This window comes from Spirochaetota bacterium, assembly GCA_017999915.1.
In the GTDB taxonomy this organism is placed as follows: Bacteria; Spirochaetota; UBA4802; order UBA4802; family UBA5550; genus RBG-16-49-21.
The window spans coordinates 1-25,967 of the sequence record JAGNKX010000008.1; the positions used below are offsets into that span (position 1 = coordinate 1).

At 55.2% G+C, this 25,967-nt stretch carries 28 protein-coding genes; 19 read left to right on the forward strand and 9 right to left on the reverse strand.

The features are described 5' to 3' along the window. On the forward strand, window positions 1–257 hold a 257-nt coding region (locus tag KA369_12465), incomplete at its 5' end, for a hypothetical protein (GenBank protein MBP7736780.1). 508 nt (window positions 258–765) lie between these two features. Here the strand turns inward: KA369_12465 and KA369_12470 are convergent. Together KA369_12470 and KA369_12475 are read right to left on the reverse strand one after the other, a co-directional pair. Further along, window positions 766–2,178 (reverse strand): alcohol dehydrogenase catalytic domain-containing protein, encoded by a 1,413-nt coding sequence (locus KA369_12470; protein MBP7736781.1) that lies wholly within the window; start codon window positions 2,176–2,178, stop codon window positions 766–768. A 3-nt stretch (window positions 2,179–2,181) separates the two neighbouring features. Then, complete coding sequence (locus tag KA369_12475; protein ID MBP7736782.1) at window positions 2,182–2,670, reverse strand: hypothetical protein; 489 nt, start codon at window positions 2,668–2,670, stop codon at window positions 2,182–2,184. A 651-nt stretch (window positions 2,671–3,321) separates the two neighbouring features. Between KA369_12475 and dnaE the strand changes: the two genes are divergently transcribed. Both dnaE and KA369_12485 read left to right on the forward strand, forming a co-directional pair. Beyond that, on the forward strand, window positions 3,322–6,765 hold the full coding sequence (gene dnaE / locus KA369_12480) for a DNA polymerase III subunit alpha (protein ID MBP7736783.1): 3,444 nt from the start codon (window positions 3,322–3,324) through the stop codon (window positions 6,763–6,765). A gap of 127 nt (window positions 6,766–6,892) precedes the next feature. After that, entirely contained in the window at window positions 6,893–7,429 is a 537-nt protein-coding gene (locus tag KA369_12485) for a hypothetical protein (GenBank protein MBP7736784.1), read from the forward strand. Window positions 7,430–7,628: 199 nt separating this feature from the next. Here the strand turns inward: KA369_12485 and KA369_12490 are convergent, their stop codons facing one another. Continuing rightward, the gene (locus tag KA369_12490; protein MBP7736785.1) at window positions 7,629–8,069 is read right to left on the reverse strand and encodes a 3D domain-containing protein; all 441 of its coding nucleotides are present in this window, start codon (window positions 8,067–8,069) and stop codon (window positions 7,629–7,631) included. A 340-nt stretch (window positions 8,070–8,409) separates the two neighbouring features. On the opposite strand from KA369_12490, the gene KA369_12495 reads away from it, so the two are divergent. Beyond that, entirely contained in the window at window positions 8,410–9,060 is a 651-nt protein-coding gene (locus KA369_12495) for a cupin domain-containing protein (GenBank protein ID MBP7736786.1), read from the forward strand. Window positions 9,061–9,127: 67 nt separating this feature from the next. Here KA369_12495 and KA369_12500 read toward each other — a convergent pair whose 3' ends face one another. The 3 genes from KA369_12500 to KA369_12510 form a co-directional block, all read right to left on the reverse strand. Then, window positions 9,128–9,760 carry a class I SAM-dependent methyltransferase gene (locus KA369_12500; protein ID MBP7736787.1) on the reverse strand — a complete coding sequence of 211 codons (633 nt, stop codon included), beginning with the start codon at window positions 9,758–9,760 and terminating at the stop codon, window positions 9,128–9,130. A gap of 43 nt (window positions 9,761–9,803) precedes the next feature. Next, the gene (locus KA369_12505; protein ID MBP7736788.1) at window positions 9,804–10,100 is read right to left on the reverse strand and encodes a hypothetical protein; all 297 of its coding nucleotides are present in this window, start codon (window positions 10,098–10,100) and stop codon (window positions 9,804–9,806) included. Window positions 10,101–10,182: 82 nt separating this feature from the next. Beyond that, window positions 10,183–10,365, reverse strand: a complete 183-nt coding sequence (locus KA369_12510) for a hypothetical protein (protein ID MBP7736789.1) — start codon at window positions 10,363–10,365, stop codon at window positions 10,183–10,185. A gap of 310 nt (window positions 10,366–10,675) precedes the next feature. On the opposite strand from KA369_12510, the gene KA369_12515 reads away from it, so the two are divergent. From KA369_12515 to KA369_12580, 14 genes are all read left to right on the forward strand, one after another. Beyond that, the gene (locus tag KA369_12515; GenBank protein MBP7736790.1) at window positions 10,676–11,521 is read left to right on the forward strand and encodes a class I SAM-dependent methyltransferase; all 846 of its coding nucleotides are present in this window, start codon (window positions 10,676–10,678) and stop codon (window positions 11,519–11,521) included. A 192-nt stretch (window positions 11,522–11,713) separates the two neighbouring features. Next, window positions 11,714–12,583 carry a pantoate--beta-alanine ligase gene (locus KA369_12520; protein ID MBP7736791.1) on the forward strand — a complete coding sequence of 290 codons (870 nt, stop codon included), beginning with the start codon at window positions 11,714–11,716 and terminating at the stop codon, window positions 12,581–12,583. Beyond that, the gene (locus KA369_12525; protein ID MBP7736792.1) at window positions 12,571–13,035 is read left to right on the forward strand and encodes a hypothetical protein; all 465 of its coding nucleotides are present in this window, start codon (window positions 12,571–12,573) and stop codon (window positions 13,033–13,035) included. Before KA369_12520 ends, KA369_12525 begins: the two co-directional genes overlap by 13 nt. A gap of 198 nt (window positions 13,036–13,233) precedes the next feature. Continuing rightward, window positions 13,234–13,755: a 3D domain-containing protein gene (locus KA369_12530; GenBank protein MBP7736793.1), complete on the forward strand. Its 522-nt coding sequence runs from the start codon at window positions 13,234–13,236 to the stop codon at window positions 13,753–13,755. 98 nt (window positions 13,756–13,853) lie between these two features. After that, entirely contained in the window at window positions 13,854–14,228 is a 375-nt protein-coding gene (locus KA369_12535) for a hypothetical protein (protein ID MBP7736794.1), read from the forward strand. Window positions 14,229–14,440: 212 nt separating this feature from the next. Continuing rightward, complete coding sequence (locus KA369_12540; GenBank protein MBP7736795.1) at window positions 14,441–16,393, forward strand: FAD-dependent oxidoreductase; 1,953 nt, start codon at window positions 14,441–14,443, stop codon at window positions 16,391–16,393. A 269-nt stretch (window positions 16,394–16,662) separates the two neighbouring features. Beyond that, window positions 16,663–18,216, forward strand: a complete 1,554-nt coding sequence (locus KA369_12545; GenBank protein ID MBP7736796.1) for a glycosyltransferase family 39 protein — start codon at window positions 16,663–16,665, stop codon at window positions 18,214–18,216. Between the two features lie 183 nt (window positions 18,217–18,399). Further along, window positions 18,400–19,686 (forward strand): PAS domain-containing protein, encoded by a 1,287-nt coding sequence (locus KA369_12550; GenBank protein ID MBP7736797.1) that lies wholly within the window; start codon window positions 18,400–18,402, stop codon window positions 19,684–19,686. Window positions 19,687–19,932: 246 nt separating this feature from the next. Next, window positions 19,933–20,322 (forward strand): RNA-binding protein, encoded by a 390-nt coding sequence (locus tag KA369_12555; protein ID MBP7736798.1) that lies wholly within the window; start codon window positions 19,933–19,935, stop codon window positions 20,320–20,322. A gap of 360 nt (window positions 20,323–20,682) precedes the next feature. Beyond that, a complete protein-coding gene (locus tag KA369_12560) occupies window positions 20,683–20,931 on the forward strand; it encodes a hypothetical protein (protein MBP7736799.1) in 249 nt (82 codons plus the stop codon). Then, window positions 20,928–21,686, forward strand: a complete 759-nt coding sequence (locus KA369_12565; GenBank protein ID MBP7736800.1) for a hypothetical protein — start codon at window positions 20,928–20,930, stop codon at window positions 21,684–21,686. Before KA369_12560 ends, KA369_12565 begins: the two co-directional genes overlap by 4 nt. 152 nt (window positions 21,687–21,838) lie before the next feature. Next, entirely contained in the window at window positions 21,839–22,324 is a 486-nt protein-coding gene (locus KA369_12570) for a MarR family transcriptional regulator (protein ID MBP7736801.1), read from the forward strand. Between the two features lie 88 nt (window positions 22,325–22,412). Continuing rightward, entirely contained in the window at window positions 22,413–22,847 is a 435-nt protein-coding gene (locus KA369_12575) for a PaaI family thioesterase (GenBank protein MBP7736802.1), read from the forward strand. A 51-nt stretch (window positions 22,848–22,898) separates the two neighbouring features. Then, window positions 22,899–23,327, forward strand: a complete 429-nt coding sequence (locus tag KA369_12580; protein MBP7736803.1) for a PaaI family thioesterase — start codon at window positions 22,899–22,901, stop codon at window positions 23,325–23,327. Window positions 23,328–23,446: 119 nt separating this feature from the next. Here the strand turns inward: KA369_12580 and aroF are convergent, their stop codons facing one another. Next, the gene (gene aroF, locus KA369_12585) at window positions 23,447–24,403 is read right to left on the reverse strand and encodes a 3-deoxy-7-phosphoheptulonate synthase (GenBank protein ID MBP7736804.1); all 957 of its coding nucleotides are present in this window, start codon (window positions 24,401–24,403) and stop codon (window positions 23,447–23,449) included. Window positions 24,404–24,790: 387 nt separating this feature from the next. Between aroF and KA369_12590 the strand changes: the two genes are divergently transcribed. Continuing rightward, a complete protein-coding gene (locus KA369_12590) occupies window positions 24,791–25,174 on the forward strand; it encodes an SCP-2 sterol transfer family protein (protein ID MBP7736805.1) in 384 nt (127 codons plus the stop codon). On the opposite strand, the gene KA369_12595 is transcribed toward KA369_12590, so the two are convergent. Beyond that, on the reverse strand, window positions 25,175–25,384 hold the full coding sequence (locus tag KA369_12595; GenBank protein MBP7736806.1) for a hypothetical protein: 210 nt from the start codon (window positions 25,382–25,384) through the stop codon (window positions 25,175–25,177). Window positions 25,385–25,430: 46 nt separating this feature from the next. Beyond that, on the reverse strand, window positions 25,431–25,682 hold the full coding sequence (locus tag KA369_12600; protein MBP7736807.1) for a GlsB/YeaQ/YmgE family stress response membrane protein: 252 nt from the start codon (window positions 25,680–25,682) through the stop codon (window positions 25,431–25,433). Between the last annotated feature and the right edge of the window lie 285 nt (window positions 25,683–25,967).

Genomic DNA, 25,967 nt, shown 5'->3' on the forward strand with positions numbered 1-25,967 from the left:
CTGTCCACTATTTCTGGAATGTATTTCTTTACACGGCGTATAATCCGGTGCGGAGCAAGTATGTCAGTGATCCCCGGAAGTACGCCTATGGAGGATTCAGGGCCTATGTTGACAGGGAGTATATACCGCCGGTGCCGATAACATATTCCGAGTATTTCCTGAAACTCGGAAACACCTATGAGGAGCGGCTGAAAAAGCTTCTTGAATATGAAGATTTGTATCGGAAAAGAATATTTCCCAGGGAGATATTTGAGTAAAAAATTTTATTTAGTATTATTACATGAAGAATTAGATGTGATATCTGATTAAAATTCATACGAGTCAGAATGAATATGATCAGATTTTATTCGAGGTCGATCTATTATTAATGATAAATCATGTATGTTTAGTTAATATCGCTCATATTGACAGGACTTGACCAGTCGCATTGAGAGCATTTATACCCGCTATACTTCATCGTGCCTGTTTTTTGCTTTTCCAGTTTGGCCATTACTAAAGATTCACACTCTGGACAATGCTTTGCGATAAGTTCGTAATCTTCTCGTAGTTCCTTATTCATTTTATTCCCCTATGATTTCGCTTGAAATGCGAATTAAAATAAAAAGTTAATGCATAATTAACATATCGTCAATAGTGTCAATAAAAAAAGTGAATAATTTCAAAAAATGTCATATTTTATAATTTATTTATGGTGTCAGAGTAGATTATTATAAAAAAAAGGGCAGAGTAATAAATTTAATAATATTGATAAAATAGGGGTCAGAGTCAGGAATCTTTATGATGAATGATCACCTTTATTGCGTCATCACCCCTTGCCGTATCAAAGGCATCGGCAAGTTGTGATACGGGAAATTCATGGGTAATAATATTTTTTTCCATTGATGTAAGGATACCAATGTCTTTCTTTATGCAATTTATTGCCTCCTTGAAATTACCGCATCGACTCGTTCTTATTCGTTTGCCAGAATTGATGAAATTCAGTAGAGGATTAGCTTTCCCGGAGCCCTTAAAAAGAATTGCGCCGCGAGGCTTCACCAAAGATTGTTCGTTATTCGATGACGGTCTTATGCATAGGTCTATTTCTTCCGCAGATGAAGCTATTGCTATATCAAAACGTGGTATGCGGTTGTAAAAATCTTTTCCTTTTAAATATGATTCTGCTGATGATATGACATCATGGTATTGTTTAAAACGATTGGGAATATCCACAGACCCGCAACCTGGTGCAATATATACCCATTTATTGATATTGTCATTTTTTGACCAGAGATAGTCCAGGTTTTCTGTAGAAAAGGTGAGCAGTGAGAGCTCATCAACCACGAGTTCGGTTAAATGCTTTATGCCGTGATATTCCCTCCCGTGGGTTGATTTAAGATGAACTTCCCTGCGAGAGATGGCCAGGGCCAGGTCCAGACCCTCCGGCGTACCTGATGCATCGAAGACAGTGTCAAAATGGCCGCGGAGTTTATGGGGGGTGTCAGAGTAAACAACAATTACATCATCCGCGCCAAGAACACGGGCGCGATCAAGATTTCCGCTGTTAACATCAAGGACGGTGATGGCAAAGTGATACCCGCCGACTTGCCTCTGGGCAGCAAGGGCGGCGACAATAAGCAGTCCCAGCCTTCCGGCTCCTACGACGGCTACTGAGTCGCCGCTGCAAGGAGGGGATACGGTAACTGCATGGAGGGCCGCCGCAAAGGGCTCTATAAGGACCGCTGATCGCGGCGGCAGATCATCGATCGGGATTGCCGCGTACTCTGGCACCAGTATCCACGGGGCGAACCCCCCCGGAAGACGATCTATGCCAAGGACCATCCTTCCGGGGCAGTGAGTGGGAAGGCCGCTTTTACAGAAGATCTCAGGGGAGACGTCACCCCTGGAAACGCAGGTATCGTTTATCTCGACGATGTAATTGCGTCCCTCCTCGTCCCGCGCCACTGCTTCGTGGCCAATTATCTGGGGAAGGGGAAAGGGCATGTATCTTCTGGCAAGATCGGTGGAACAGATACCGCAGTAGAGCGTTCGCAGTAAACGGTATCCCCTGCCCAGAGTAAGATGTGCCCTACCGTTTCGTGTTATCGTCCATCCGCTCTCAGTGCTTCCTGAAAAGCGGTATTCACCTTGAACAAAGGTATCCTCCGAGGTATATTCCAGCGCCTCAAAGATTACCTCCATATATTATTTTTCTCCCTGGTATATATTATCCTTCCAGACGCCTTTTTGCACCCTTCCGTCGGCATAGGTCATCGTTCCCTGGCCGTTTCTCTTATCATCCTTGAACTCGCCGACATACTTGTCGCCCGATTTCCAGGTGTAGGTTCCCTGGCCGTTCATTTTTCCGTCTTTGAATTCCCCTTCATATTTATCGCCTGATAGCCATGTGTAGGTCCCCTTACCGTCTTTAACGCTGCTGCTGTAAATCCCTTTGTAGGTTTCACCGCTGGCCCACGTGTAGAGTCCCTCACCGTGGCGCTTGCCCGCCCTGTAGGGGCCGACATACTTGTCGCCGGATTTCCACTGGTATTCACCTTCACCGTCTCTCACCTTGTCCTTTGCGGCGCCGACATATTTGTCGCCGGAAGGGTAATCTATGGTGGTTTTACAACCCGGTATTGCCGCTACGCAAGCTGCCACAATTACAATTGCGAAAAAATATTTAATGTTCATTATAACCCTCCATTTGATTGATAATAATAAATAACGATTTTTTGTAGATATGTCAAGAGATATTAAGATTTCCCTGCAAAGACAGGGTTATTTGATAGGTGTATAATTGTAAGCTGTTAGATCATATAACATTGTATGACTAGCAGTTTGCTGAAAAACAGCAAACTGCTAAACGATTCATGGATGTATCGCCATTTTTCGAGGCTCTAGCCGAGAAAAATGTGAGGTTTTACGAATTCACTTCGTAAAACCGACATGTGCAGGACAGTATGTCCGAATGCCGACGCAGCGCAGGATGTGCTAAAAAGCGTCGGCAAAAACTCCAAGGAGGGAGTTTTTCAGGAAACTGCCAGTAGATAAATTTCGATTGGGGTATATCCTTCTGGTTCTACGAGTTTATAAATGTAAAAACTTTTTGTGATAATAAAGTTGATCTACATGCGATTTTTTATTTCAAGGATTAACGGTGTCAGAGTAATATAATATTTTACCGATTGTTATCGGTAGATTTGGCACTTTTTGGGAATTGTCCATAAACTATTATATAGAAGAAATAGAAATAATTGTTCCGGTCACTGGAAAATTATCTTTTTGGATAGGCCCGCCAATTAATTGCTTGAAATTATGTCCCATCCTGAAAAGGATAGGGCCATGGATTTTGTGCATCTCCACAATCATACCGACTACTCGATCCTGGACGGCGCCATAACAGTTGACAAGCTGGTAAAAAAAGCGGCAGAGCTGGGCATGAAGGCCGTGGCCCTGACTGATCATGGCAACATGTTCGGCGCCATCGATTTTTACCAGGCGGCGCGCAAGGCCGGCATCAAGCCGATCATCGGCGAGGAGTTCTACATGGCGCCGGGACCGCGCACCGTGAAGGAATCGAGCCGGAACAACGGGGAGGAGAAGGCGTACCACCTCATCCTCCTGGCCCGCAGCGCCAAGGGCTACCGCAACCTCATGAAGCTCTCCTCCATCGGCTACGTCGAGGGCTTCTACTACAAGCCACGTATCGATTTCGAGGTGCTCGAGCGCCACAGCGAGGGCCTGGTCTGCTCGTCGGCGTGCCTGGGGGGGCAGATACCGTCCCTGATCCTCAGGGGAAAGGACCGGGAGGCGCGGGAGCTGGCGGGCCGCTTCAGGGAGATATTCGGGAAGGATAATTTTTACCTGGAGCTGCAGTACCACAACATCGCCGAGCAGGAAACCGTGAACAGGGAGCTGGTGAAGATGGGCGTCGACATGGACATCCCCCTCATCGCCACCAATGATGCCCATTACGTGAACAGGGAGGATGCCCGCTCCCACGAGGTCCTCCTCTGCGTCCAGACCGGGAAGCTCATGAAGGATACTGACCGCATGAAGTTCCCCTCCGACGAATTCTACTTGAAGTCGGCCGATGAAATGCGCTCCCTCTTCCCTGACTATCCCGACGCCATGTTCAACACCCTGAAGATTGCGGAGATGGTCGAGGTGGAGCTGGAGCTGGGCAAGCCGATCCTGCCGCATTTCGAGGTGCCCGACGGCTTCAACCTGGACACCTACCTGAGGCATCTGGTGGAGAAAGGGGCCGCGGTCCGGTACGGCGGCAGTGTTCCCGACGAGGTTCGCAAGCGTATCGATTACGAGCTTTCGGTTATCATTAACATGAAATTCTCCGGCTATTTCCTCGTGGTGTGGGACGTCATTAACTACGCGCGCCAGCAGGGTGTGCCGGTGGGACCGGGACGCGGCTCCGCCGCCGGTTCCATGGTCTCCTACTGCCTGGGCATAACGGCCCTTGACCCGCTCCGGTACGACCTCCTCTTCGAGCGCTTCCTGAACCCGGAGCGGAACGAGATGCCTGATATGGACCTCGACTTCTGCGCGGACCGGCGCGGCGAGGTCATCGATTATGTCCGGGCCAAGTACGGCGACGACCACGTGAGCCAGATCATCACCTTCAATACCATGTCGGCGAAGGCCGTGATCAAGGACGTGGCCCGGGCCATGGACATTCCCTTCACGAAGGCCAACGAGATCAGCAAGCTCATCGAGGAAAAGGAGCTGGCCAAGTCCCTGGCAAAGTCGAAGGAATTCCAGGCCCTGCACAGGGACCGCGAGTACGGCAAGGACCTCATCGACACGTCCCTCAGGCTCGAGGGCCTGGTCAGGTCCGCCGGACGCCACGCCGCCGGCATCGTCATATCTCGGGGGCCCCTCACCGACTACGTGCCGCTCTACATGGACAAGGACGGCGCCATATCCTCGCAATACGAGAAGAACGCCCTGGAAAAAGCGGGCCTGGTGAAGATGGACTTCCTGGGCCTGAAGAACCTCACCATCATCGATAAATGCCTGAAACTCATCAGGGAAACGAAGGGCGAGACCGTGGACATCGACGCGATCCCCCTCGACGATAAAAAGTCGTACGATCTCCTCAAGAAGGCGGACACCAAGGGCGTGTTCCAGCTTGAAAGCGGCGGCATGCAGACCCTGCTCCGCCGCCTGGGGCCCACCTGCTTCGAGGACATCATCGCCATCGTGGCGCTCTACCGCCCCGGCCCCCTGAACTCCGGCATGGCCGACGACTTCATCAAGCGGAAGCGGAACCCGAAGCTCGTCGACTATCCCCACAGGAGCCTGGAGGCGATCCTGAAAGACACCCTCGGCGTGGTCGTCTACCAGGAGCAGGTCATGCGGATCTCCCAGATCATCGCCGGTTTCACCATGCCGGAAGCGGACAAGCTGCGCAAGGCCATGGGTAAAAAGAACATGGACATCATCAACGCCCTGGAGGATAAGTTCCTGAAGGGGGCGCAGAAGAACGGCATCGACAAGAACCTTGCCGAGAATCTCTATAACATGATCAAGAAGTTCGGCGAGTACGGCTTCAACAAGTCCCACTCGGCCGCCTACGCCCTGGTGGCCTACCAGACAGCTTTCCTGAAGGCGCACTATCCCCTGCAGTACATGACCTCCCTCCTGTCGGCCCAGCCGGACCGCCAGGACGACGTGATCCAGTACATCAACGACTGCCGCGCCAACGGCATCGACGTGCTGCCGCCGTCGGTGAACCGGAGCGACTACGACTTCACCATCGAGGGGAAGTCGATCCGCTTCGGCCTCTCCGCGATCAAGGGCGTGGGCTCAAAGGCCATCGAGTCGATCGTGGCTGCCCGGAAGCGGGCGGGGAACTTCGACTCCCTCAAGGACTTCCTCGAGAACATCGACTCCCTCACGGTGAACAAGGGCGTGCTGGAATCCCTCATCAAGGCCGGCGCCATGGACTGTCTCCACGAGAACCGGGCCCAGCTTTTCGCCTCTATCGACATCCTCCTCGAGGCGGGTCGCCGCCTCCAGGAGGACCGGGCCTCCGGCCAGGGTAACCTTTTCGGCGGAGAGCAGGCCGCCGCCGCGGGAGCCGGCGTCCACGTGGATCTCCTCTCCATACCGGAATGGCACGACAACGAGAAGCTCTCCCATGAAAAGGAGGTCCTGGGGCTCTACATATCGAGCCATCCCCTGGCGAAGTTCGAGAAGGAGATACGAATGTTTTCCTCTGTCTCCCTGTCGAATCTCTCCGAGGAGCACAACGGCAGGAGCGTCTCCGTCGTGGGTATCCTCACGAACCTCCAGGTGAAGCGGGCCCAGAAGACCGGGAAGCGCTACGCCCTTGCGGAGCTGGAGGACATGGACAGCTCCGTCGAGGTCATCATCTTCGAGAAGGTGCTCTCCAGGCACGAGCAGCTCGTCATGAGCGGCGCGCCCCTCATGGTCACCGGCACCATCGAGGCGGAGAGCGACACCCTGATGAAGCTCATCGCCACTGCCGTGAAGTCGTTGAAGGAGGTGCGGCAGGAGTCGATATCGGCCCTGCATATTCGCCTCGACGCCATCGGCGTGGACGACGATATTCTCAAGACCATGGAAGCGATCTTCACCCGCCACAAGGGGGACTGCCCCATCTTCTTCCACGTCAACGCCCGGGAAGGGGAGAAGATCATCAAGGCCCATGCGACCTTCAACGTGAAGCCCACGGACGGCCTGGTGAAGGACCTGTCGCAGATCGTCGGTCAGGACTCCCTCGGCTTTTCCATCAGCCACCATTAGGGGGGCCTGACAGTTCGACAGGCTCACTGCAACGCTTCGCTCGATAAACGGGCGGTTCCCGAACGAAACCGGGGGCTGCAACCTCACTTTAATATTTATAATAGCTTTTCAATACCAGGAAGTAAAAATGAAGATAGCACTGTCTTGTATCTGCCTGCTGGCCGCGGCTATCGCCGCGCACTCCATCGAAGAAGTGAAGGGAGCTCTCCCCGTTCCCGACGCCTACATTCAGGCGAGGGAGAGGATTTTCTCGGAGGTTTCCATAACGCTGAGCGATAATATCGAGGATAACGGCCTGGTCCATGTCCTGATGGAGCAATGGCGTGGCGATGCCCTGGTTCTGCTGGTCGTCAAAATGGACGGTACCGCCCGTCTGATCGACAGCGCCGGGAGGAATATCACCCCTTCGGGCAGGAAGGGAAAGCTGAGAGATAAATGCTCCTCGTGCTTTAAAGATGCGGAAAAGGCCATGATCCCTACAATAAAAACCAGCCAGAGACCGATCCCTGGAAAAGGCTGCGCCATGTTCTATTTTTTTACCGTGAACAGGCAGTACCGTTACGGCACTTGTGAAGAATCTCTGCCAATGGGGAAAGAGGGCAAGTCCACGCTGTATAAATCCTCGCAGGAGTGCCTGGCTGAGGTTTTAAAAGCTGAAAAATAGAAGGCTGAGGAAGCCGCCGGCTCCTTAATGAAATACCCCGCAACAAGCTACGGGGTATTGTGTCGCATAATGTTTAGCGCTCTCATCCCCGGAGCAGAGCTTCGGGGATTGGGCGCGCTGCGATCAATTGATTCGTCAGGCGGCGGAATTCTCCCGGTCTGATGCTTATAATAACACGAACGGTAATTCCGCGGTACCGCTACTTTTTATATGATATGGTTTGATTCTCCTTTTTTCCGAAGTCATAGACTTCCCTGTGGGATCCCAGGAGAATATTGATGGTGTTGCCTTTTATATTGCTTCCCGTGTCCGCGACAAGGTAATTCTTCCCGTTGTAGGTCACCGTGGCTCCCATCGGTATCACCTTCGGGTCCGCCGCGCAGATGTTTTTCCCCTCAGCAAGGATCTTCTGCATCGTCTGCCCGGTGGCCACCATGCCCCTCCATGGGCGGGTATTGCATTTTGCGCAGGGGCAATAGGCATAGACCGTGACGGTCAGGGTTCCCTCTGACGGCAGCGACGCGGTATCGGAGGCGCCGTTTTTCCCTCCCTTGGAACATCCTGCCACACCGGCCGCTACCAGGACCAGTGCGGATAATAACGCCCCTGCGGCCATTGTAATCGTTCGTTCTTTGTTCATAGTGTTCTTCTCTCCATGGAATACATGTTCTTATAGAATGGAATAATCCACACCTGGATATACCCTACCATCGCGGGACTGATCAATTCTGTCAATTGTTAAACAGGGTGTCCGCCGGGAACGGAAGGATGGCGGTCCCAGCGCGTCCGCATTAATGGGTTCCGGGAGGGGCATAATCCTTGACAAATTCGGGGCTCGAAAGTTATAGTCTATATGCGTCCTACACACGGGCTCGTTGTGACGTTTTTGGCGGATCATCTCTGCTGTCCCCGGGCGGACATGCGATACCCGTGCGGTCCTTGACATGAGGGGAAAGAATTTACTCAAGCGAGAATGTAGTATGGACGTAATGTACGAAAGCAAGGAATACCGGGATTATTTCGAAGACGTGCAGAGCTTCTATCGGGAGCAGGAGAAAACCGAAGAAGTCATCCCCATCGCGCAACGCCTGAAAGACCTACGCGCCAGGCACCATCTCAGCCTGGAACAGCTCTCATGGATCTCCGACATCGACGTGGACAAGCTCGCGGCCATTGAAGACCGCCGGATACTGCCCGATGTCATCACCATCGTGAAGATAGCCAGGGCCTTCCGGATCGAAACGGGATTCCTCCTGGGAGAAGGCCCCGGGTCCGGCTATACGATAGTGCGCAACAAGGACCGCCTGAACATCGCGCGCCACGTCACCGGCACTCCGGAGCGGCCGAACTACCGCTACAAGTCCCTGGCAAGCGGCGTAACCGACCGTAACATGGAGATATTCCTCCTGACCCTCACGCCGGACGCCGGCAACGACGAGCTGTCGGTCCACGATGGCGAGGAGTTTCTCCTGGTCACCGAAGGCGCGGTCAGGGTGACCCTGGGCAACAGGCAGGAAACCCTGGAGGAGGGCGACAGCGTTTACTACAGGGCCAGTGTGCCCCACAACGTGATGAACCTGTCGAAACAGGAAAGGGCCGTCGTCATGGCGGTGATTTATATCGGCCGGTAAGCAGCGGCCCGGACAGGATGCTTCATATGCGCGGGGCCCCGGCGCCGTAAAGAATCGTTCTGCGGTTTTACGGCCTGGCGCCGGTGACAAGAAACACGGTGAAGCTCACCGCCTCGCCGGATTCATTCTTTTTCTCGACAACCGCTGCATCGGAGGATGCAACGTTGATGAGTCCCGCGTCCTTGAAATGGCCCATCATCTCGTCCCGGGCAAAGCCGCAGTGGAACACGCCGGTATTGTCATCATGAAACCCGCCGTTGTCGGGATCCAGGTCCGCCACGCACAATATTCCGCCCCTGTTCAGGAGGCCCGCGAGTCTCTTCACGAGGGAGGGGACGTCCCGGACATGGTGAAAGGTCATGGCGCTGGTGACCAGGTCGTAACTTCCTGTAAGCCCGTCACCGTCGTCGGAAGTGAGGTGAATGGTCGTTACCCCCGATAGGCCGGCGGCCCTGACCTTTGACGCCAGCACATCGAGCATTCCGGCGGAGCTGTCCGCGCAGGCGACGCCGCCGGTGCGCTCCAGCACTAGCAGCGACAGGAGGCCGGTGCCGCACCCGAAATCCATGGCATCCATGCCCCGCCTGATACCCACCGCCGCGTCAATGGACCGGAAGATATCCTTCGCCAGTTTTACTCTTTGGGGTTTTTCGTCCCAGGTGCCGGCGTCCCGGTCAAAGTCTCTTTTTTCCTTCTGCATGTTATGCTTCCTTGACAGTGCATGATTGGGATCACGGCTTCGCCTACAGGGCCTGCTCCCTGCTGTCTTTAGCCGTCTCCGGGTCCGCAAGATGGCTCACTATCGATCGGAGGACCTTTTTATCTTCTATATTGTGGATGGCCGTTACCATGATATTGCTGATGGATTCTTTTTCAATGTGTTCCAGCTTGTAGAGCAGCTGTTTCGGCCTTTTTCTGTAGCGTGAAATGATGGTGTTCTTTGAATGAAACACCAGGGAGCCGCTCCTTTTGTCACTGTCGCCATGGCACCTGCCGCAATACCTCCGGAACAATGTCTCTCCATTGTCATCGGTATTCATGGCTGAAAGCGAAAATAGCGATAAGAAAAATAATCCCGCCGCAGGGACGCATTTTATCATGGCAGGCCGCTTATGCATTTTCTCATATGCCGAAGTGTTTCAATGCCTCGTAAACAAGGAAAGCGGGCCACACAATGGCTTTTAGAAAGCCCAGCACTCCCATCCAGAAGCCCGCTGAGTTTGAAATGAAGTAAACGGCCGCGCCGATAAATCCGAGAAAGTACACCGTTCCGCCGGAAGCGTTGTTGTTGATCCCTCTGCCCATAGTGTTCTCCATTTTTTGAAGATTGTCAGACAAGGGATAATATATCAATAATCGGCATGGATGGCAAGAATAAATAAGGGATTGGGAAACAGGGTGCGGAAAGGAGACACACGGGATCTATCCTCGATTAAAGGATCGAAGTATCGCGCTTCCCAATAAATTCTTCTTGCAATTATAGGCGAGGGGTGAGATAATTTTCTAAATCCGGGGCGGAAGAATTAGCAGTGACGCCCCTGATGCTTGCCGTCGCAATACAATATGGTATGATTTAACAACTTGTCCAGGATGGTTCAACAGGATCATATCGGCCATGGAAACCGTCAAGTGCATCATATGCGGCAGCGCCGAGGGTAAACCGCGGTACGAGAAGGCTTCCCGCGGCGGAACGCCCTTTACCCTGGTGAAGTGTCCGAAGTGCGGCCTTGAATACGTCTCCCCCCGTCCCGGCCCGGAAGAGATAGGCGCCTTCTACGGCGAGTCGTACTTCGCCACGAGGACCGACAGGGGCTATGACAATTATTTTTCCGACGAGACCCGGCGTGAGATCGAGCGCGTCATCAGCCTCAACCTGAAGGACCTCGGGTTCTTCGAGTTCGAGATGCGCCTCGGTGAGGAGAAAAGGGTCCTCGACATAGGGTGCGCCGCCGGCTATTTCCTCTCCTACATGCACGACCGCGGATGGGAGACCACCGGGGTCGACATATCCCGGGCCTGCGTGGAGTTCGCCCGCGGCGCGGGCCTTGCCGTGTACGAGGATGATTACCTGGAGATCGATTTTGCCAGGCCCTTCGACCTTATCACCCTCTGGGCATCCATCGAGCACCTCCACTACCCGGACCGGTTCCTGGAAAAGGCCCACTTCGAGCTGAAAAGGGGAGGGCGTCTCTACATCTCGACCTGCCGCTCCGGCGGACTTAACTTCATGCGCCTCTTCGGCAAGGAGTGGCGCTTCTACAATTTCCCGGAGCACCTCTACTTTTTTTCCATCACGGGCATTGAAAAATTGCTTGAGCGGAAAGGCTTCCGGATCGTAGAGTGCGCTACCTACGGCAGCGGCTTCGGAAAGTCGGGGTCGCTTCCGCGGAAGATCGCCGATGCCATGGCCAAGCGGCTCCGCATGGGCGACATGATGCTCATCGCCGCGGAGAAACATTAGACCCCCACGTCCCCCTGAGGGGGCATGCGTGAATGTGCCTTTATATAATAAATTCCGATGAGCAACTGCAAGCTGATCTTTTTTTGAAAAAAATTGAATGAGAAAAATATTTTTGTTGCTTCACTGGCTGAATCTTGTAATGGAATAAAATAATATTCCGCGCCCCCTCAGGGGGACAGGGGGGTCATAACAATGCAGGTCGTACACACCATACAGGAAGTCCGCGAACATGTGGCGCGGGCTCGCTCCGGGGGAAAGAGGATCGGCTTTGTTCCCACCATGGGCTACCTGCACCGGGGGCACCTGTCCCTGGTGGAGGAATCGAAGAAGCACAGCCAGTACCAGGTCATGAGCATCTTCGTGAACCGGATCCAGTTCAACGATCCAAAGGATTTCGACAGCTATCCGGTGGACCTGGAGCGGGACTTCGACCTCGCCCGGGGCGCCGGCGCGGACCTGATCTTCGTCCCCGGCGAAGGGGAAATGTACCGGGACAACCTGACCTTCGTCGACGTGGAGGTCCTGCCGAAAAACCTGTGCGGCGCCCACCGGCCGGGCCACTTTCGCGGCGTCTATACCGTGGTGAGCAAGCTCTTCAACATCGTCCAGCCCGACGTTTCCGTCTTCGGTCAGAAGGACATCCAGCAGGCGGTGAGCATCGAGAAGATGACCGCCGACCTGAACTTCCCGGTGCGCATCATCATAGCGCCCACGGTGCGGGAGGACGACGGCCTCGCCATGAGCTCCCGCAACAAGCGCCTTTCCCCCGACGAGCGGACAAGGGCCGTGGCCATCAGCCGCGCACTGAAAAGAGCCGAGGAGCTGATGAAGTCCGGGGAGCGTTCCGCGCGGGCCCTCACGAAGGCCATGACGGCCGTCATAGACGAATCGAGCCCGACGAAGATCGATTACATCTCCGTCGTTCGCTACCGCGACCTGGAGCTCGTCGACGCCGTCGCGGAAAAATCGGTCATCGCCGCCGCGGTCTTTTACGGAGAAACCAGGCTTATCGACAATATGATCATCGAGTTCGAGGGGGGGGTGACGCGATGCGTCTACTGAGATTGCTCCCGGTTTTCCTGGTTCCGCTGATCGCCCTCCTGTCGTGCGCGCCCCGGGCCGCCCTCACTCCCCAGGCGGCCTTCCACGATCTGAAGGAGGCTTTCGGGAAATCGGACGCGGCAGGCCTCGAGGGCCAGCTCTCCGCGGGAAGCAAAAAAAAGATACGCACCATGACGGCTCTTTTCTCCCGCATGGAGGAGCGGCAGCTGGAGGCCCTTTCTGAAAAATTCAACGTGCCGGCGGAGCGGCTGAAGAAATTATCGGTCCGCGATTACTGCGCCCTGACCCTGGCCCTGGAAAAGGACAAGAATGTCATCGGCGCCGCCACGAAGCGCGCCATTGTCGGCATCGACCGGCGGGGCCCCCGTACGGTCATCCGCGTCGACAACGGCATGGAGCTGCCCTTTGTCAAGGAGGGCCCCTACTGGAAATTCGACATGACCGGGTTTTAATCGCAGCGCTTCCAATCTCCGGAGCGGCATCGGACCCGGATGCGGCGCGGGATGAGCCGGTTTTTTCATGGAAATCAGGAAAATATTCCCATTAACCATTGACAAATTCCGGGCCGGTCGTTTTTTTTAATCTACGGACCCCTGTCCCGTGATAGGGTGGGCCGCGATTCCTATCATGATTGTTTTCAGAGAGTTCCTATGATCACCTCGACCCGGGATAAAAAAGGCATTTTTCTTGCTGTTTCAATAATCGCTGTTTTCTTCTCCATCATAATAATGCTGCAATCGATAGCGTTGAGGATCATGGTCCCGCCGAAGGCGCTGGTGGGCGCCGCCGGTATTATTGGAGGCATTGACGTATACGGTTTCACCGTCACGGCCTACTGCCCCGGCAGCTGCTGCAACGGGATCTGGGCCGGCCTCACCGCCACGGGCAGGCCCATCGATTACTACAGGTCGCTAAAGATCAACATCGCCGCCGTGGACCCGGCGGTGATCCCGATGGGGACCCTCTTCGCCTACGGAGGGAAGGAATACCTCGCCGTGGATATCGGCGGGAAGATCCGCGGCAGGAAGATAGACCTGCTGATGCCGACTCACCCGGAGACCTGCATCTTCGGCGTGAAGAAGGACCAATCCATCCGCATCATTTCCAGAAAGGCCCTGGAAACGTCCCTGCGCCGCGCGGGACCTGCGGAATCCGCGAGCATCGCCGATTAGCGCGGCAGGCCCCTCCGGCTGGAAGGCATGGCGCGCCTGGAAGCTGAATGATATCGTGAACCTTGAAAGATTTATCGCTGTTACGAAAAGGAGGCCCCATGACTCGTGCAGGCAAATCAATTTTTTATTTCGGATTCTGGGTGCTGGCCTGCGGGATATCCCTCATGTTCTTCCCGCAGTTCAGCCTGGGCATAGCCGGGATGAGCCTCAATGACTACCTCATGGTGAGGCTTTTCGGCATGATCCTCATCTACCTGGGGGTATACTATTTTGTGGCGGGCACACACCCGGCCTTCCGGCCCCTGTACCGCGCCACGGTGTTCACGCGCTCACTGGCGCTCCTCATCATGATCGCCTTTGTTCTCCTGGGCATGGCGAAGCCGATAGTTATCGGCTTCACCGCCGTCGACGCCCTGGGGGCGCTCTGGACGGCCCTGGCGCTGCGGGCCGATGGGAAGGATGCCCGGGCCTGATATACGTGGCTTTATCGAATTATATGGCTGCGTCCCTCACCCCCTTCCCCCTCTCCCATTATAAAATGAAGAAAGGAGAGGGGGAGAATGGATAAAGGCTGTTCACTAGGAAACCATCTCCTTTTTTCCAAGCTTAATGGGAGAGGGTGCCACAGAGTGGCAGGTGAGGGGATTAGGGCTATCACAGTTAAGGATCTATTGGAGGATTACCAATGAAAAAACTTTCGACGCTGTTCAGTCCCCTCATGATCGGGACGATGGAGATAAAGAACCGCATAGCCATGGCGCCCATGGCGACCGATTTCGCCGAGGGCGACGGCACGGTGTCGCAGCGCCTCATCGACTACTACGAGGCCCGGGCCCGGGGCGGCGTCGGCCTCATCATCCTCGAGGTGTGCACCATTGACGGGATGTCGCCCTACATCCCCCGCACCGTCGGTCTCTGGGACGATTCCTTCGTGCCGGGGCTCAAGCGCCTCACCGACGCCGTCCACTCCCACGGCGCGCGCGTCATCCCCCAGATCGCCCATCCCGGCCCCGAATCTCTGGCGCCCCTTTTCAACGGCACGGCCGCGGTGGGTCCCTCGGCCGGGATCGTGAACAACCTGACCAGGATGAAATGCCGGGAGCTCTCGGCTAAGGAGATAGACGGTATCATCGAACAGTTCGGCGAAGCCGCGCGCCGCGCCCGGGAGGCGGGGTTCGACGGCCTGGAGTTCCACGCGGCCCACAGCTACATGCTGGCCGGTTCCTTCCTCTCTGCCCTGAGGAACCGCCGCGTCGACTCTTACGGCGGCGGCCTGGAGGGGCGACTCCGGTTCCCCCTGGAAGCGATCAACGCGATGAAGGAAAAGGCGGGAAAAGATTTTCCCATTACCATGCGCCTCTCCGCCGAGGAGCAGGTCGCCGGCGGGAGGGAGATCCGCGAGACCGAGTACATCGCCTCCCTCTTCGCCGAGGCCGGCGTGAGCGGCTTCCACATGTCAAGCGGCGTGTACCCCGACCTGTCGTGGCGCGTGATCCCGCCCACCGGCACGCCCTTCGGCCTCAATGTCAAGGGCGCGGCTGAAATCAGGAAGGCGGTCCCTGTCCCGGTGATGGTGGTGGGAAGGATCGTCGAACCCGGCATGGCGGAGGACATCGTGCGCCGCGGCGACGCCGACATGGTGGTGCTGGGACGGGCATTGCTGGCGGACCCGGCCTGGCCCGCCAAGGCTGCGGCCGGTGACTGGGACGACATCGCCCCCTGCATCGGCTGCGGCCTCGGGTGCGTGCGCAACCGCGAGAGCGGCGGCGACATGACCTGCATCGTGAATCCCGCCCTGGGCCGCGAGGCGGAGATGGAGATCCGGCGCGCCCCGCACGGGAAAAAGGTCATGATAGCCGGAGCCGGACCGGCAGGCCTGGAGGCGGCCCGCGTGGCCGCCCTGGCGGGCCATGACGTGCACTGTTACGAGAAAGAAGCCGTGCCGGGGGGGCAGTTCATCCTGGCCGCGGTTCCGCCGGGGAAGCAGGAGCTCTGCAAGGTTACGCAATACCTCGCCTCCCGGGCGGAGAAGGCCGGGGCCTCCATCATCCTGGGCGTTGAAGTAACCCCGGAGCTTGTCGCCCGGGAGAAGCCCGACGCCCTGGTGGTGGCAACCGGGGCCCGTGCCCGCAGGCCGGCCATCGCCGGCGCCGACGGGGCCAACGTTTTTACCGCCCACGAGATCCTCGCCGGGACCGTGGACCTCGCCCCGGGAAAGGCGCTGATCATCGGCGGCGGCATGGTGGGATGCGAGGCCGCCTCCTTTCTTGCCAATACCGGCGACAACATCACCATCGGCAGGACCGAGGTGACCATCGTGGAAATGACCGACGCCGTGGGAGCGGATATGTTCAGCGAGGGAAGGGAGCTCCTCATGGAAAAGCTCCGCCGCAAGGAGGTCCGGATCGTCACCGGCGCGACCGTGCGGGAGATCACCGCCGACGGCGCCCTCTTCGAAGGCCGTGAGGCGATTTCGGGCATGGATTACATCGTCCTTGCCATGGGCGCGGAGCCCGTCAATGACCTGTCGGCGTCATCGGCCGCCGTAGCCGAGGTCCATGTCATCGGCGACGCCGTTGAGGCGCGCCAGGTCCTTGAGGCGATCAGGGAAGGGTCCGAGGCGGGGCGGAAGCTGTGATGATTTGTAATTGCCATTGACGCTGAAAGCTGTCTCCATGTCCGGGAGCGGTGAACAGAGGCGTTCAATTCCGGATTGCCATAAGGGAACCTGGGAAAAGCAAATGTGGATGTTCCATGCGGGCACGTTCGATGTAAAAAGCCAGAATTATTCAATGTTGTAATATTGAAAATTCTGATTTTTTGAGGTGCCCGTAATACTGTCGATACAATGCCGGGCCAGGCCGCATAATGCCTGGATGCGTCACACCATGGGGGAGGTCATACTGAATGCTGGAAAACGTCATTAAAAAGATCAATTCGCTTTCAACGGTCAAGCTTGTCGCCATGATAACGGTCATTCTTTCTCTCTTTTTTATCATGGCCCTGCTGCGGCTGATAGATGGCGATGAGGGGTTTTATATCCTGGCGTCCCATCTTGCGGCCAGCGGGAAGAAACCCTATCTGGATTTCTTTTATCCCCAGACGCCCCTGCTCCCCTACGTGTACGGTTTCTGGATGAAGATTTTCGGATACTCGTGGTATTCGGCCAGGGCGCTATCAGCTCTGTCCGGGGTCGCCATAGGGTTTTTATTGTATTTTCATGTTGAAGGCATGACAAAAAAGAAAGCCGCCGGGCTGATGGCGGTCATCATATACGCCCTGTCCAGCTTTTCTTTCGGGTGGTATACGACAGTAAAAACTTACGGCATCTCCATTTTCTTTCTTTTTTCATCATATGCACTGTTGTTTGCCAGAGACGGGTCCTTGGGTGTAGCGAGGTCCTTCCTGAGTGGAATGCTCCTCGGGATATCGGTGGGCACCAGGCTTTTTTTTGTCGCGGCCGTTCCGGCCTTTCTGATCGGCATTCTTTTCGCCGAAAAAGAGCCGAAGCGCAGGTATGCGTATCTCGGGCTTTACCTGCTTGGCTTCGCCGTCGCCATGATTCCCATAGCCGCCTTCTTCATTATATCTCCGGACAATTTCATGTTCAACAACCTCGGTTATCACAGGATACGGCTGGACACGACCATTGTTGAGAGTATCGGGCAAAAAGTAAAGATTGCCTTTGAGCTCGTCGGCTTCAACAGGGTGGAAGGGGCCGCCAGTCTGCAGTTCTTTCTTCTGCTGGTGGCGTCAATAATGTTCTTCAGGTGGAAGACCATGGCAAAAAGCCCGGCCATGATCACTTCAACGGGCATAATGCTTGTTATCGGCATCACCAATTTCCTGCCGACACCCACTTATGTTCAATACTTCTCGGCATTGATGCCTTTTTTCGCCGTCATCATCACCGGCATGGTCAACGCGTTCTATGAAGACTCCCGGTCCGGGCCGAGCCAGACCGGACAGGTCGGCACGATGCTGGCCGTTATGGGCATTATCTATGCCATCGCTTCCTTCAGCGAGATGTACCGTTTCACCTATGGGGGGCAGTACGTTCAGGGCATCGTCACCCATGAAAATGCGCCGAACTGGTCCATCCCCACTGTCAGGAAAATAACCTCGGACATGGAGAGACTGTCGGAAGGGGACAGGGCCGTCATCAGCTGGTGGCCCGGCTATTTCATTTCCTCCTCATGCATGCCGATGGAGGGAATGGAAAACCATTTCGGGCTGGATGTGGAAAAGCGCCTGCCCCGCGAAAAGCTGATCAAGTATCACCTTGTTTCCAGCGAGATCATCGACGAGAGGATTCGCAAGGGTGACATCAGGGTCGTCGTCCTCGGCAACTGGGCCTGGGACGACCGGAAGCTCCATTACAGGGATCTGCTGAAAAAAAACGGATATGAACGCGCGGAGACCGTTTATGACGCGGAGCTGTTTGTTCTCAAGAAGAAGTAGGTGCTGAACGCGCTCGGGGGCGCACGACGTTTGAAGTATGCTTTACGGTCGTTGCACATCACGCCGGCCAGTCCTGCGGTCCCACCGGAGGGTGGCGGATCTTCCAGGAGAATGCCAGGGCGTAGTGGCTCGGCCCCTTCATTAATGGTTGATTTCTTTAGCCCGTAGTATACTGATAACCCCATGAACATCATCTCGCTCCTGGCAAACATCGCCTTCGTGGTCTATCTCTACCTGGGCCTCCACGTCCTCCTGGTGAATAAAAAACACGCGGTGAACAGGATTTTTTTCCTGGTCTGCCTCGCCATGGCCCTCTGGACGCTCGGCGCGGTCTTCGCTTTTTCCTCCGACACGAAAAGCGAGTTCCTGTTCTGGTTCAGGCTGGGGAGCCTGCCCAACATCATTTTTTATCCGATGACCATCCACTTCTGCCTGGCCCTCACAGGGCTTGTCAGGCTCGGGCCCATGGTCTATGGCATTATCTACCTGCCGGCCATCCCCATCTATTACCGCTCCCTCACGGGCTATATCCTTTTTAAGGATTTCGTTAAGGTGGGCGATTACTGGGAATTCCTGCCCGATTACGGCTCGCCCTGGCTCCTCTATATTGCCGCGTACTACTTTATCTGCATGGCGTCGGGGGCGGTCTGCTTTTTTATCTGGAGCAGACGGGCGACAACCAACAAGGAGCGGAGCCAGGGAAGGATTATTTTCTTTTCAATGATGGCCTCCATCATAATAGTCACCATCGACGAGATCTTTCTTTCAAAGCTCGAATGGTATAATACAAAGGCCCTGTCTCCTATTTTATATCTCTTCTGGATGGGGGGGATATGGTTCGCCATCGTGAAGTACCAGTTTTTGAAAATATCACCGGCCGTGGTGAGCGAATGCATCGTGTCCACCATCGATGAATCCTTTATACTCCTCGACAACGATTTCAACATCGTCAGGATCAACAGGGCGACGGAGGAGCTCCTCAACGTTGACCGGAAATCCCTCGCCAACAGGCCCTTTCCCGATATCATCGAGGAAAACCTCGACCTTGTCCGCGAGATGGACCGGATGCGGAGCGGCGCCTTTGAGAGCTTTTCCAGCCGGATGCACTACAGGGTCGCGGGCGGCTCCCCCGTTCTTATCGATACGAAGCTCAAAATAGTCAGGGACCCCCACCGGGACATCATAGGCGTCCTCATCATCGGCAAGGAAGTGAAGGGATTGAGCCGCTTCAGGGAGCGGTACCGCCTGTCTCCGCGCGAGGCCGATGTCATCAATCTCATCGTCCAGGGCAACTCGCGGAGGGATATTGCCCGTTTGCTGAAGCTGTCCAACGAAACGGTGAAGACCCACTGCACGTCCGCCTATAACAAGCTTGGCGTTGATAATAAAATCCAGCTCATAAACCTTCTGAAAGAGTACAACCTCATATCGGAACAGCAGGCCGACGCCACCGTGGTGCTGTTAAAATAATACCCGCCTCTGATCGCAAAACATTATTCGACAAAATACCCCGTAGTCCCGATCTATCGGGACAGGGCATTTTATGCGAAACGAGCAACCATTATAGAGGCCCCATTTTTTTCAGGGCCTCACCCTTTTGGGGGATGTTTTGAAACCGACCTCTCATTATATTCCAAAAATGCAGCCTGAGAAGGGCATGCATGACCCATGACTTATTTTTTATAAGTCATATCAAAATTATTACGAGGTTATACAATGAAAAAGTTCTCTGGCAGAATCATTATGGCGATCGGCATCGGCCTGATCTGTTGCGCGGCGGCGTTTGCCTACAAGGTTAATGACAAGGTGAAGGTGGAATGGAAGGGGGCCTTGTATCCCGCGACGATTCTTAAAATCGATAATAACAAATATTTGATCCATTATGATGATTACGCGTCGAGCTGGGACGAATGGGTGTCCGAGAACAGGATAAAAAGCAACACCGCCCCTGAATATAATGTCGGCGATTCGGTGCGGGTAAGTTGGAAGGGGAGCTGGTACCCCGCCACGGTGTTGAAAGTGAATAACAACAAGTACCTGATACATTATAACGGGTATGGATCGAACTGGGACGAATGGGTCGGCTCGGGACGGATAAAAAGGTAACCGCTTAACGGCCGGCACTGACACATCCGGCCATCGGGACGGCTGGTACCTTCCCGGCGCAGTATATTCCCATCGAAGATATGATAATTCTGGAGGGGGCTTGCATGGCAAGCCCTCTCTTTGCGTGTGGCACCCAGTGGAATGATGTCATCAAATGATGTCGCGACCTGTAGGGGTTTTCCCTGTACGTGAACATGGATAAATCCCTTAATACCTCGGTATATCATACTACATGAAATTAGTTAATTCCGTTATATTCAAATGGGTATGCATGGCTTATACTTGAAGTATCAAGCTTCAAAAATTTCCTGATGATCAAATCCAGGAGAGATGACCATCCGGCAATAAGAGGATACGACAATGAATGAAAAAGCAGAAACCCTAATGGAGCTCAAGGCCAGGCTGGAGAGGATAACGAGCGAGCTGGACCAGTACAACAAAATCGCCCTTTTCCTCGCCGTCGCGGAACACGCCCACGAGCTGGTCAGCGCCCGCCAGAACCTGGAAAAGCTTGTCGAATGCATCAATACGATTTTTCACTTTGATGAAGAAGAAAAGAGCGATAATCTTCCGGTGATTGTTTCGAACACCACGGAGACCCTTCAGTGAATCGGTCCGGCGCTGTGGAGACAGGGCAGCTCATGGATTCATACATGATGCTGTTCGACATGAGCAGGTTCCCCAGCCTGGAGAACCTGACCGCGAACGTTCTGAAAAAGACCTACCGGAAAAAAATATTCCAGAACCATCCTGACCGCGCCGTTGTGCTGGGCGTGGACAGGTCGATACTTGACGAGCGGTCCAAGGAGATCACGTTCGCCTACGATATGCTCCTCCAGTACGTTGAGGCAAAGCGCAGACCGGCCAGGAAACACGCCGGCCGCGGGAATGTCCGGACCGGGGCCACAAAAGGCGGACCCTGGGTGAAAAAAACCATTGACGAGACTCTATTCTCATCGATGAATAAATATCAGATGCCGCCGGTGGCCATCAGCCTCATCCATTATCTTTATTACCTCGATGTCATTGATTTCAAGATTGTCGTGGAGTCCCTCACCTGGCAAAAAAACGAGCGGCCGTACCTCGGCAAGCTTGCCCGGGAAATGAATTTCCTTTCCGATGACGACACCGCCCTCATTGTGAGAAGCCGGAGAAGAAAAGAGCTCTTCGGCGCATGCGCGATCAGGCTGGGACTGCTGACGTCCGGTCAGGTGTCGCTGCTTCTCGTTGAACAGGATGCGCGAACCCCCAGGATCGAGACCTATTTGCTCAGGCACGCTATTTTGAATGAGCGGGAACTGGAGTTCGTCATGGAAAAGCTCGATGACCATAACATGAGAGCCTCCGCAAGAAAATCTGCATAGCGCGGCATATCCGCATCGATACAACGAAATTGATCATAGCATCACACCGCGCCGGATTTGAAAAAATCGACGCGGAGTAAATATTTTGCTTGCCGATAATACGTATACGTATTATATTTATACATATGAAAAGCGGGAAACAGGGATTTGACATGCTGGACAGCGCGGAGTGCCCCTACTATCTCATCACCCGGGCCTCCCTGGCCATTACCGCGGGGCTGAAGAAGGCCTTCAACGATGCCGGAATCGGCCACGTCAAGCCGGCGTACCTGGGCGTGCTCATGAGCCTCTGGAAGGAGGAAGGCCTCGACGAGGTCCTGGGCAAGCTCGGCAGCCCCGGGGGCATCAAGATCGCCGACCTGGGGAGGCGCGCCGGACTGGAGCCATCCACCATGACCGGCCTCATCGACCGGATGGAGCGCGACGGCCTGGTGCGGCGCGAGAATGACCCGGAAGACCGGAGGGCCCTGATCATCCGCCTCACCGACGAGGGAGGCGGCGTCAGGAAGGCCGTGACCGCCGCGGTCGACGCGGCCCTCGGCGAGGCCTTTGAAGGCGTCGGGCCCGGGGCCGTTGAGGCCGTCAAGGTTGCGCTGCGGAAGGTGCTCGTTAATGCCGACAGGGGAAATGTTGAATGAATCCTTCGGGAACGAGGACCTGCCGATGCGTCCGGGCACTATTTGTGATCGCGAACGGTTTACGGTTGTGATAATGAGGAGTAAGGCCATGAAGAACGAAGAGCATTACCGTAAGCTCGAGAACATGATGCATTCCGCCCCGATCGTGAACCTTGTGGGGGCGAAAGCGGTGATCGGCGAGGGGCTGGCGGAAATCACCCTCCCCGTGAAAAGGGAGCTGTTCCACGCGGCCGGAGCGCTCCACGGGTCGATGTATTTTCTCGCCATGGACAACGCCGCGTTCTTCGCGGTGAATTCCCTGGTGGAGGACGTTTTCGTCCTGACCTCCACGTTCAACAGTTTTTTCCTGCGTCCCGTGTCCGGCGGCATTACGCGGGCCGTGGGCAGGGTCGTGAGCGCATCGGCGAACCAGTTCGTGGCCGAATCGGTGCTCTATGACGGGGAGGACCGGGAGATAGCCCGGGGCAGCGGCGTCTTTGTGAGAAGCAGGATCGCCCTGACGCCGGAAATCGGATACGCCTGATGCGGGGCGTCCGCGACAATCGAATCGGACCGCGCAGTGAGGAGGCATGACATGGAGAGCGCGCTGGAAAGCATAACCCTGGGCAACGGATTCACCTTCAAGTACGCGGACGTGACGGGGGGCACCTACATCGAACACAACGGTATCCGCCTGATGGAGCTCGAGAAAGGCCATGCCCGCGGCGAGATCGACATAAGGCCGGAGCTTCTCAATCCCAACAGGATTCTTCATGGCGGGGTTTTCGGAACGCTGGCCGATACCGTGGCGATATTCGGCTGCATTTTTGTGTACGAGGTTGCGTCCGTTACCACCGTGAATCTGGCCGTGTCGTACCTCAGGGCCGCGAAGTCAGGGAAGATTTCCGCGGCGGCCCGGATGCTGTCACAGGGGAAGAGCATTTCCCACTGGCAGGTCGACATGACGGACGGCGAGGGACGGCTCCTCGCGGTGGCTTCCGTGTCTTATTCAATAAAACGCTGACATCCTTGCGGCGCGATGAATAATTAAATTCATATGAAAACAATCAGCCCGAAGCGGGACAGGTGCTTCCAGTGACAGGCCATGGTACGCCTGTCTCGCCATCAATGGGGCGATCCGCCTTACCGCGCGGCGGGAATATCCCTGTCCATCAGCCTGACCATCTCGCCGATCCTGCCCATGAGATCGCTGAACTTGTCCGGCTTGAGGGACTGCATGCCGTCGGAAAGGGCGCTGTCCGGGTCCGGGTGCACCTCGATCATGAGCCCGTCGGCGCCGGCCGCCAGGGCCGCCAGGGAGAGCGGGTGAATGAGCTTCCATGTCCCGGCCGCGTGGGAGGGATCGACCACCACCGGAAGGTGTGACTTCTGCTGAAGCACCGGCACCGCCGATATGTCCAGGGTGTTCCGGGTCTCGGTCTCGAAGGTGCGGATACCACGCTCGCACAGGATCACGTTCATGTTCCCTTCCGCGAGGATGTACTCGGCGCTCATCAGGAGCTCCACCACGGTGGTCATCATGCCGCGCTTCAGGAGCACCGGCTTTGACGCCCTCCCCAGCTTTTTGAGGAGCGAGAAATTCTGGCAGTTCCGCGCGCCCACCTGGATGATGTCCGAAAACTCCGCTATGACCGGGAGGTCGTCGGCGTCCATGACCTCGGTGATGACCGGCATGTTGTAGGCGTCGCCGGCCGCGCGCAGCAGCTTGAGGCCCTCGGCCCCCATGCCCTGGAACGCGTAGGGAGAAGTCCTCGGCTTGTACGCGCCGCCCCTGAGAACGGTGGCGCCGGCTTTTTTGATATGGAAGGCCGTTTCCATTATCTGGTCGTACGACTCGATGGAGCAGGGCCCCGCGATGATGCAGATATCCTTCCCTCCGATCGTAACGCTGTCATTGATCCTCACGACCGTTCTTTCCCTGTTGTCCCTGCCGGCAAGCACGTAGGGAACGGACGGCTTAACGGGCTTTGCCTTTGTCGCTGCTGCTGCGTTCATATGGTTCCTCCATTTTTTGATCGAACATGAAAAAGGCCGCCTGGAGGTCCGGCGGCCTGGGATTATATGCGCGATAACACACATTAAAAAGCCGCCGGCTTTCCGCCCGCGGCTTGTACCAACATCAGTGTCCGTAAAGCTACGAGCGGCTTTTATAAAAATAAAAGTACCAAAAGTAGAAATAACGGCTGATGTTGCTGAGTGTTATCATGTTGAATAATTATAATAAATAATTATTGGCAGTTAAACGCACGGGACATATTTGTCAATAAAAATTTTTGCCTCAACCAGGCAAGTTTTTTGCGGTTAACCCGCACCGCCTTGCGTGAATCCCGGGATCGGGGATGCGTTGAAAATGATAAATTTTTGTTGCATATACCGGGCTTCTTGCGTATCAAATCATTGTTACTTTTTATCGATTTATTCCCATTCCCCTCGGGGGAACTGGCCATAATTTCCAAGGAGAGACCCATGCCGAAGTTTCTATCAGACGAATGGTTCGCGAAGGTTGACGAGATGACAAAGGCCGCCGCCAGCCTTGAGATACCGAAGGCCATGAAGGACGTGGTGGTGAACCTCACCGTGGAGAATGGCGGCGCCACGGTGGCCATGTGCATCGACGGTGGCATCATCCGGAAGGGCCATGTACCCAGGGCCGACGTGGACATGTCGATGCCGGCGGAGTACGCACTTTCCATCTTGGTCCGGGGCGACTGGTCCGTCGGCATGAAGGGATGGGTGGCGCGGAAGATCAAGCTGTCCGGGAACATGCGCAAGCTCATCCCCCTGCAGGTGTACAAGGAAACGGCCTCCCAGGAGGCGCTGCGAAAGCAGATAGAATCGATCACCGGCTGATCATTCATCGCCGCCTTCGTCCCGGTCATCGGAGTCGTCATACAATTGGGCCGCCCGCTCCAGTGGACAGTTCGACACGAAGACCGGGCCCCAGGGGGCCTCGAAAACATGGCGCGCCGTGGTCATGCCGCCGTGGCTGCAGAGGACCACTGAGCCGTAGTGTGTGAAGTGGAACCGGCATTCGCGGCAGTCATCCATGATGACGACCATGGCGATGCTCCCTCCGGTGAATGCGCCGCCGCGGCCGCCTTTTCCCCTATCGCCTTTTTATAAGGTTCACTATGGCAAGGAGAATCAGCGCGCCCACCAGGGCGGCGACTATCGACCCGATGATCCCGCCGAAGGAAATCCCAAGAAACCTGAACAGCCAGCCGCCGAGGAACGATCCCGCCACGCCGATGATGATGTTCCAGAGGAGGCCGAAGCCGCCGCCTTTCCAGATCACGCCGGCCAGCCATCCCGCCACGAGGCCGATCGCCAGAAGAATGAGAATGCTTGTCAATGTCATGGATTGCTCTCCTTGGGTTGGTATATGTCCGCATCATGCACCGGGGCCGGGAAAATTCAATAATAAAATATATTAGTGAAAATGGGTTCCGCGCCCTCAAAAATCTCACCCTGATCCAGGAGGGGAGGGAGGATTTTGACCGGATAAAAAATTTTTATTTTTTTATCCAGAACTTGACAATATTCTAAAATACTGTTATATTATATAATTAATCGAAGGAGGTACAAGACAATGAATTCTTCAGGCGGATTTTGCAGAGACAGCTCATGCAAGAATTACAGGTCC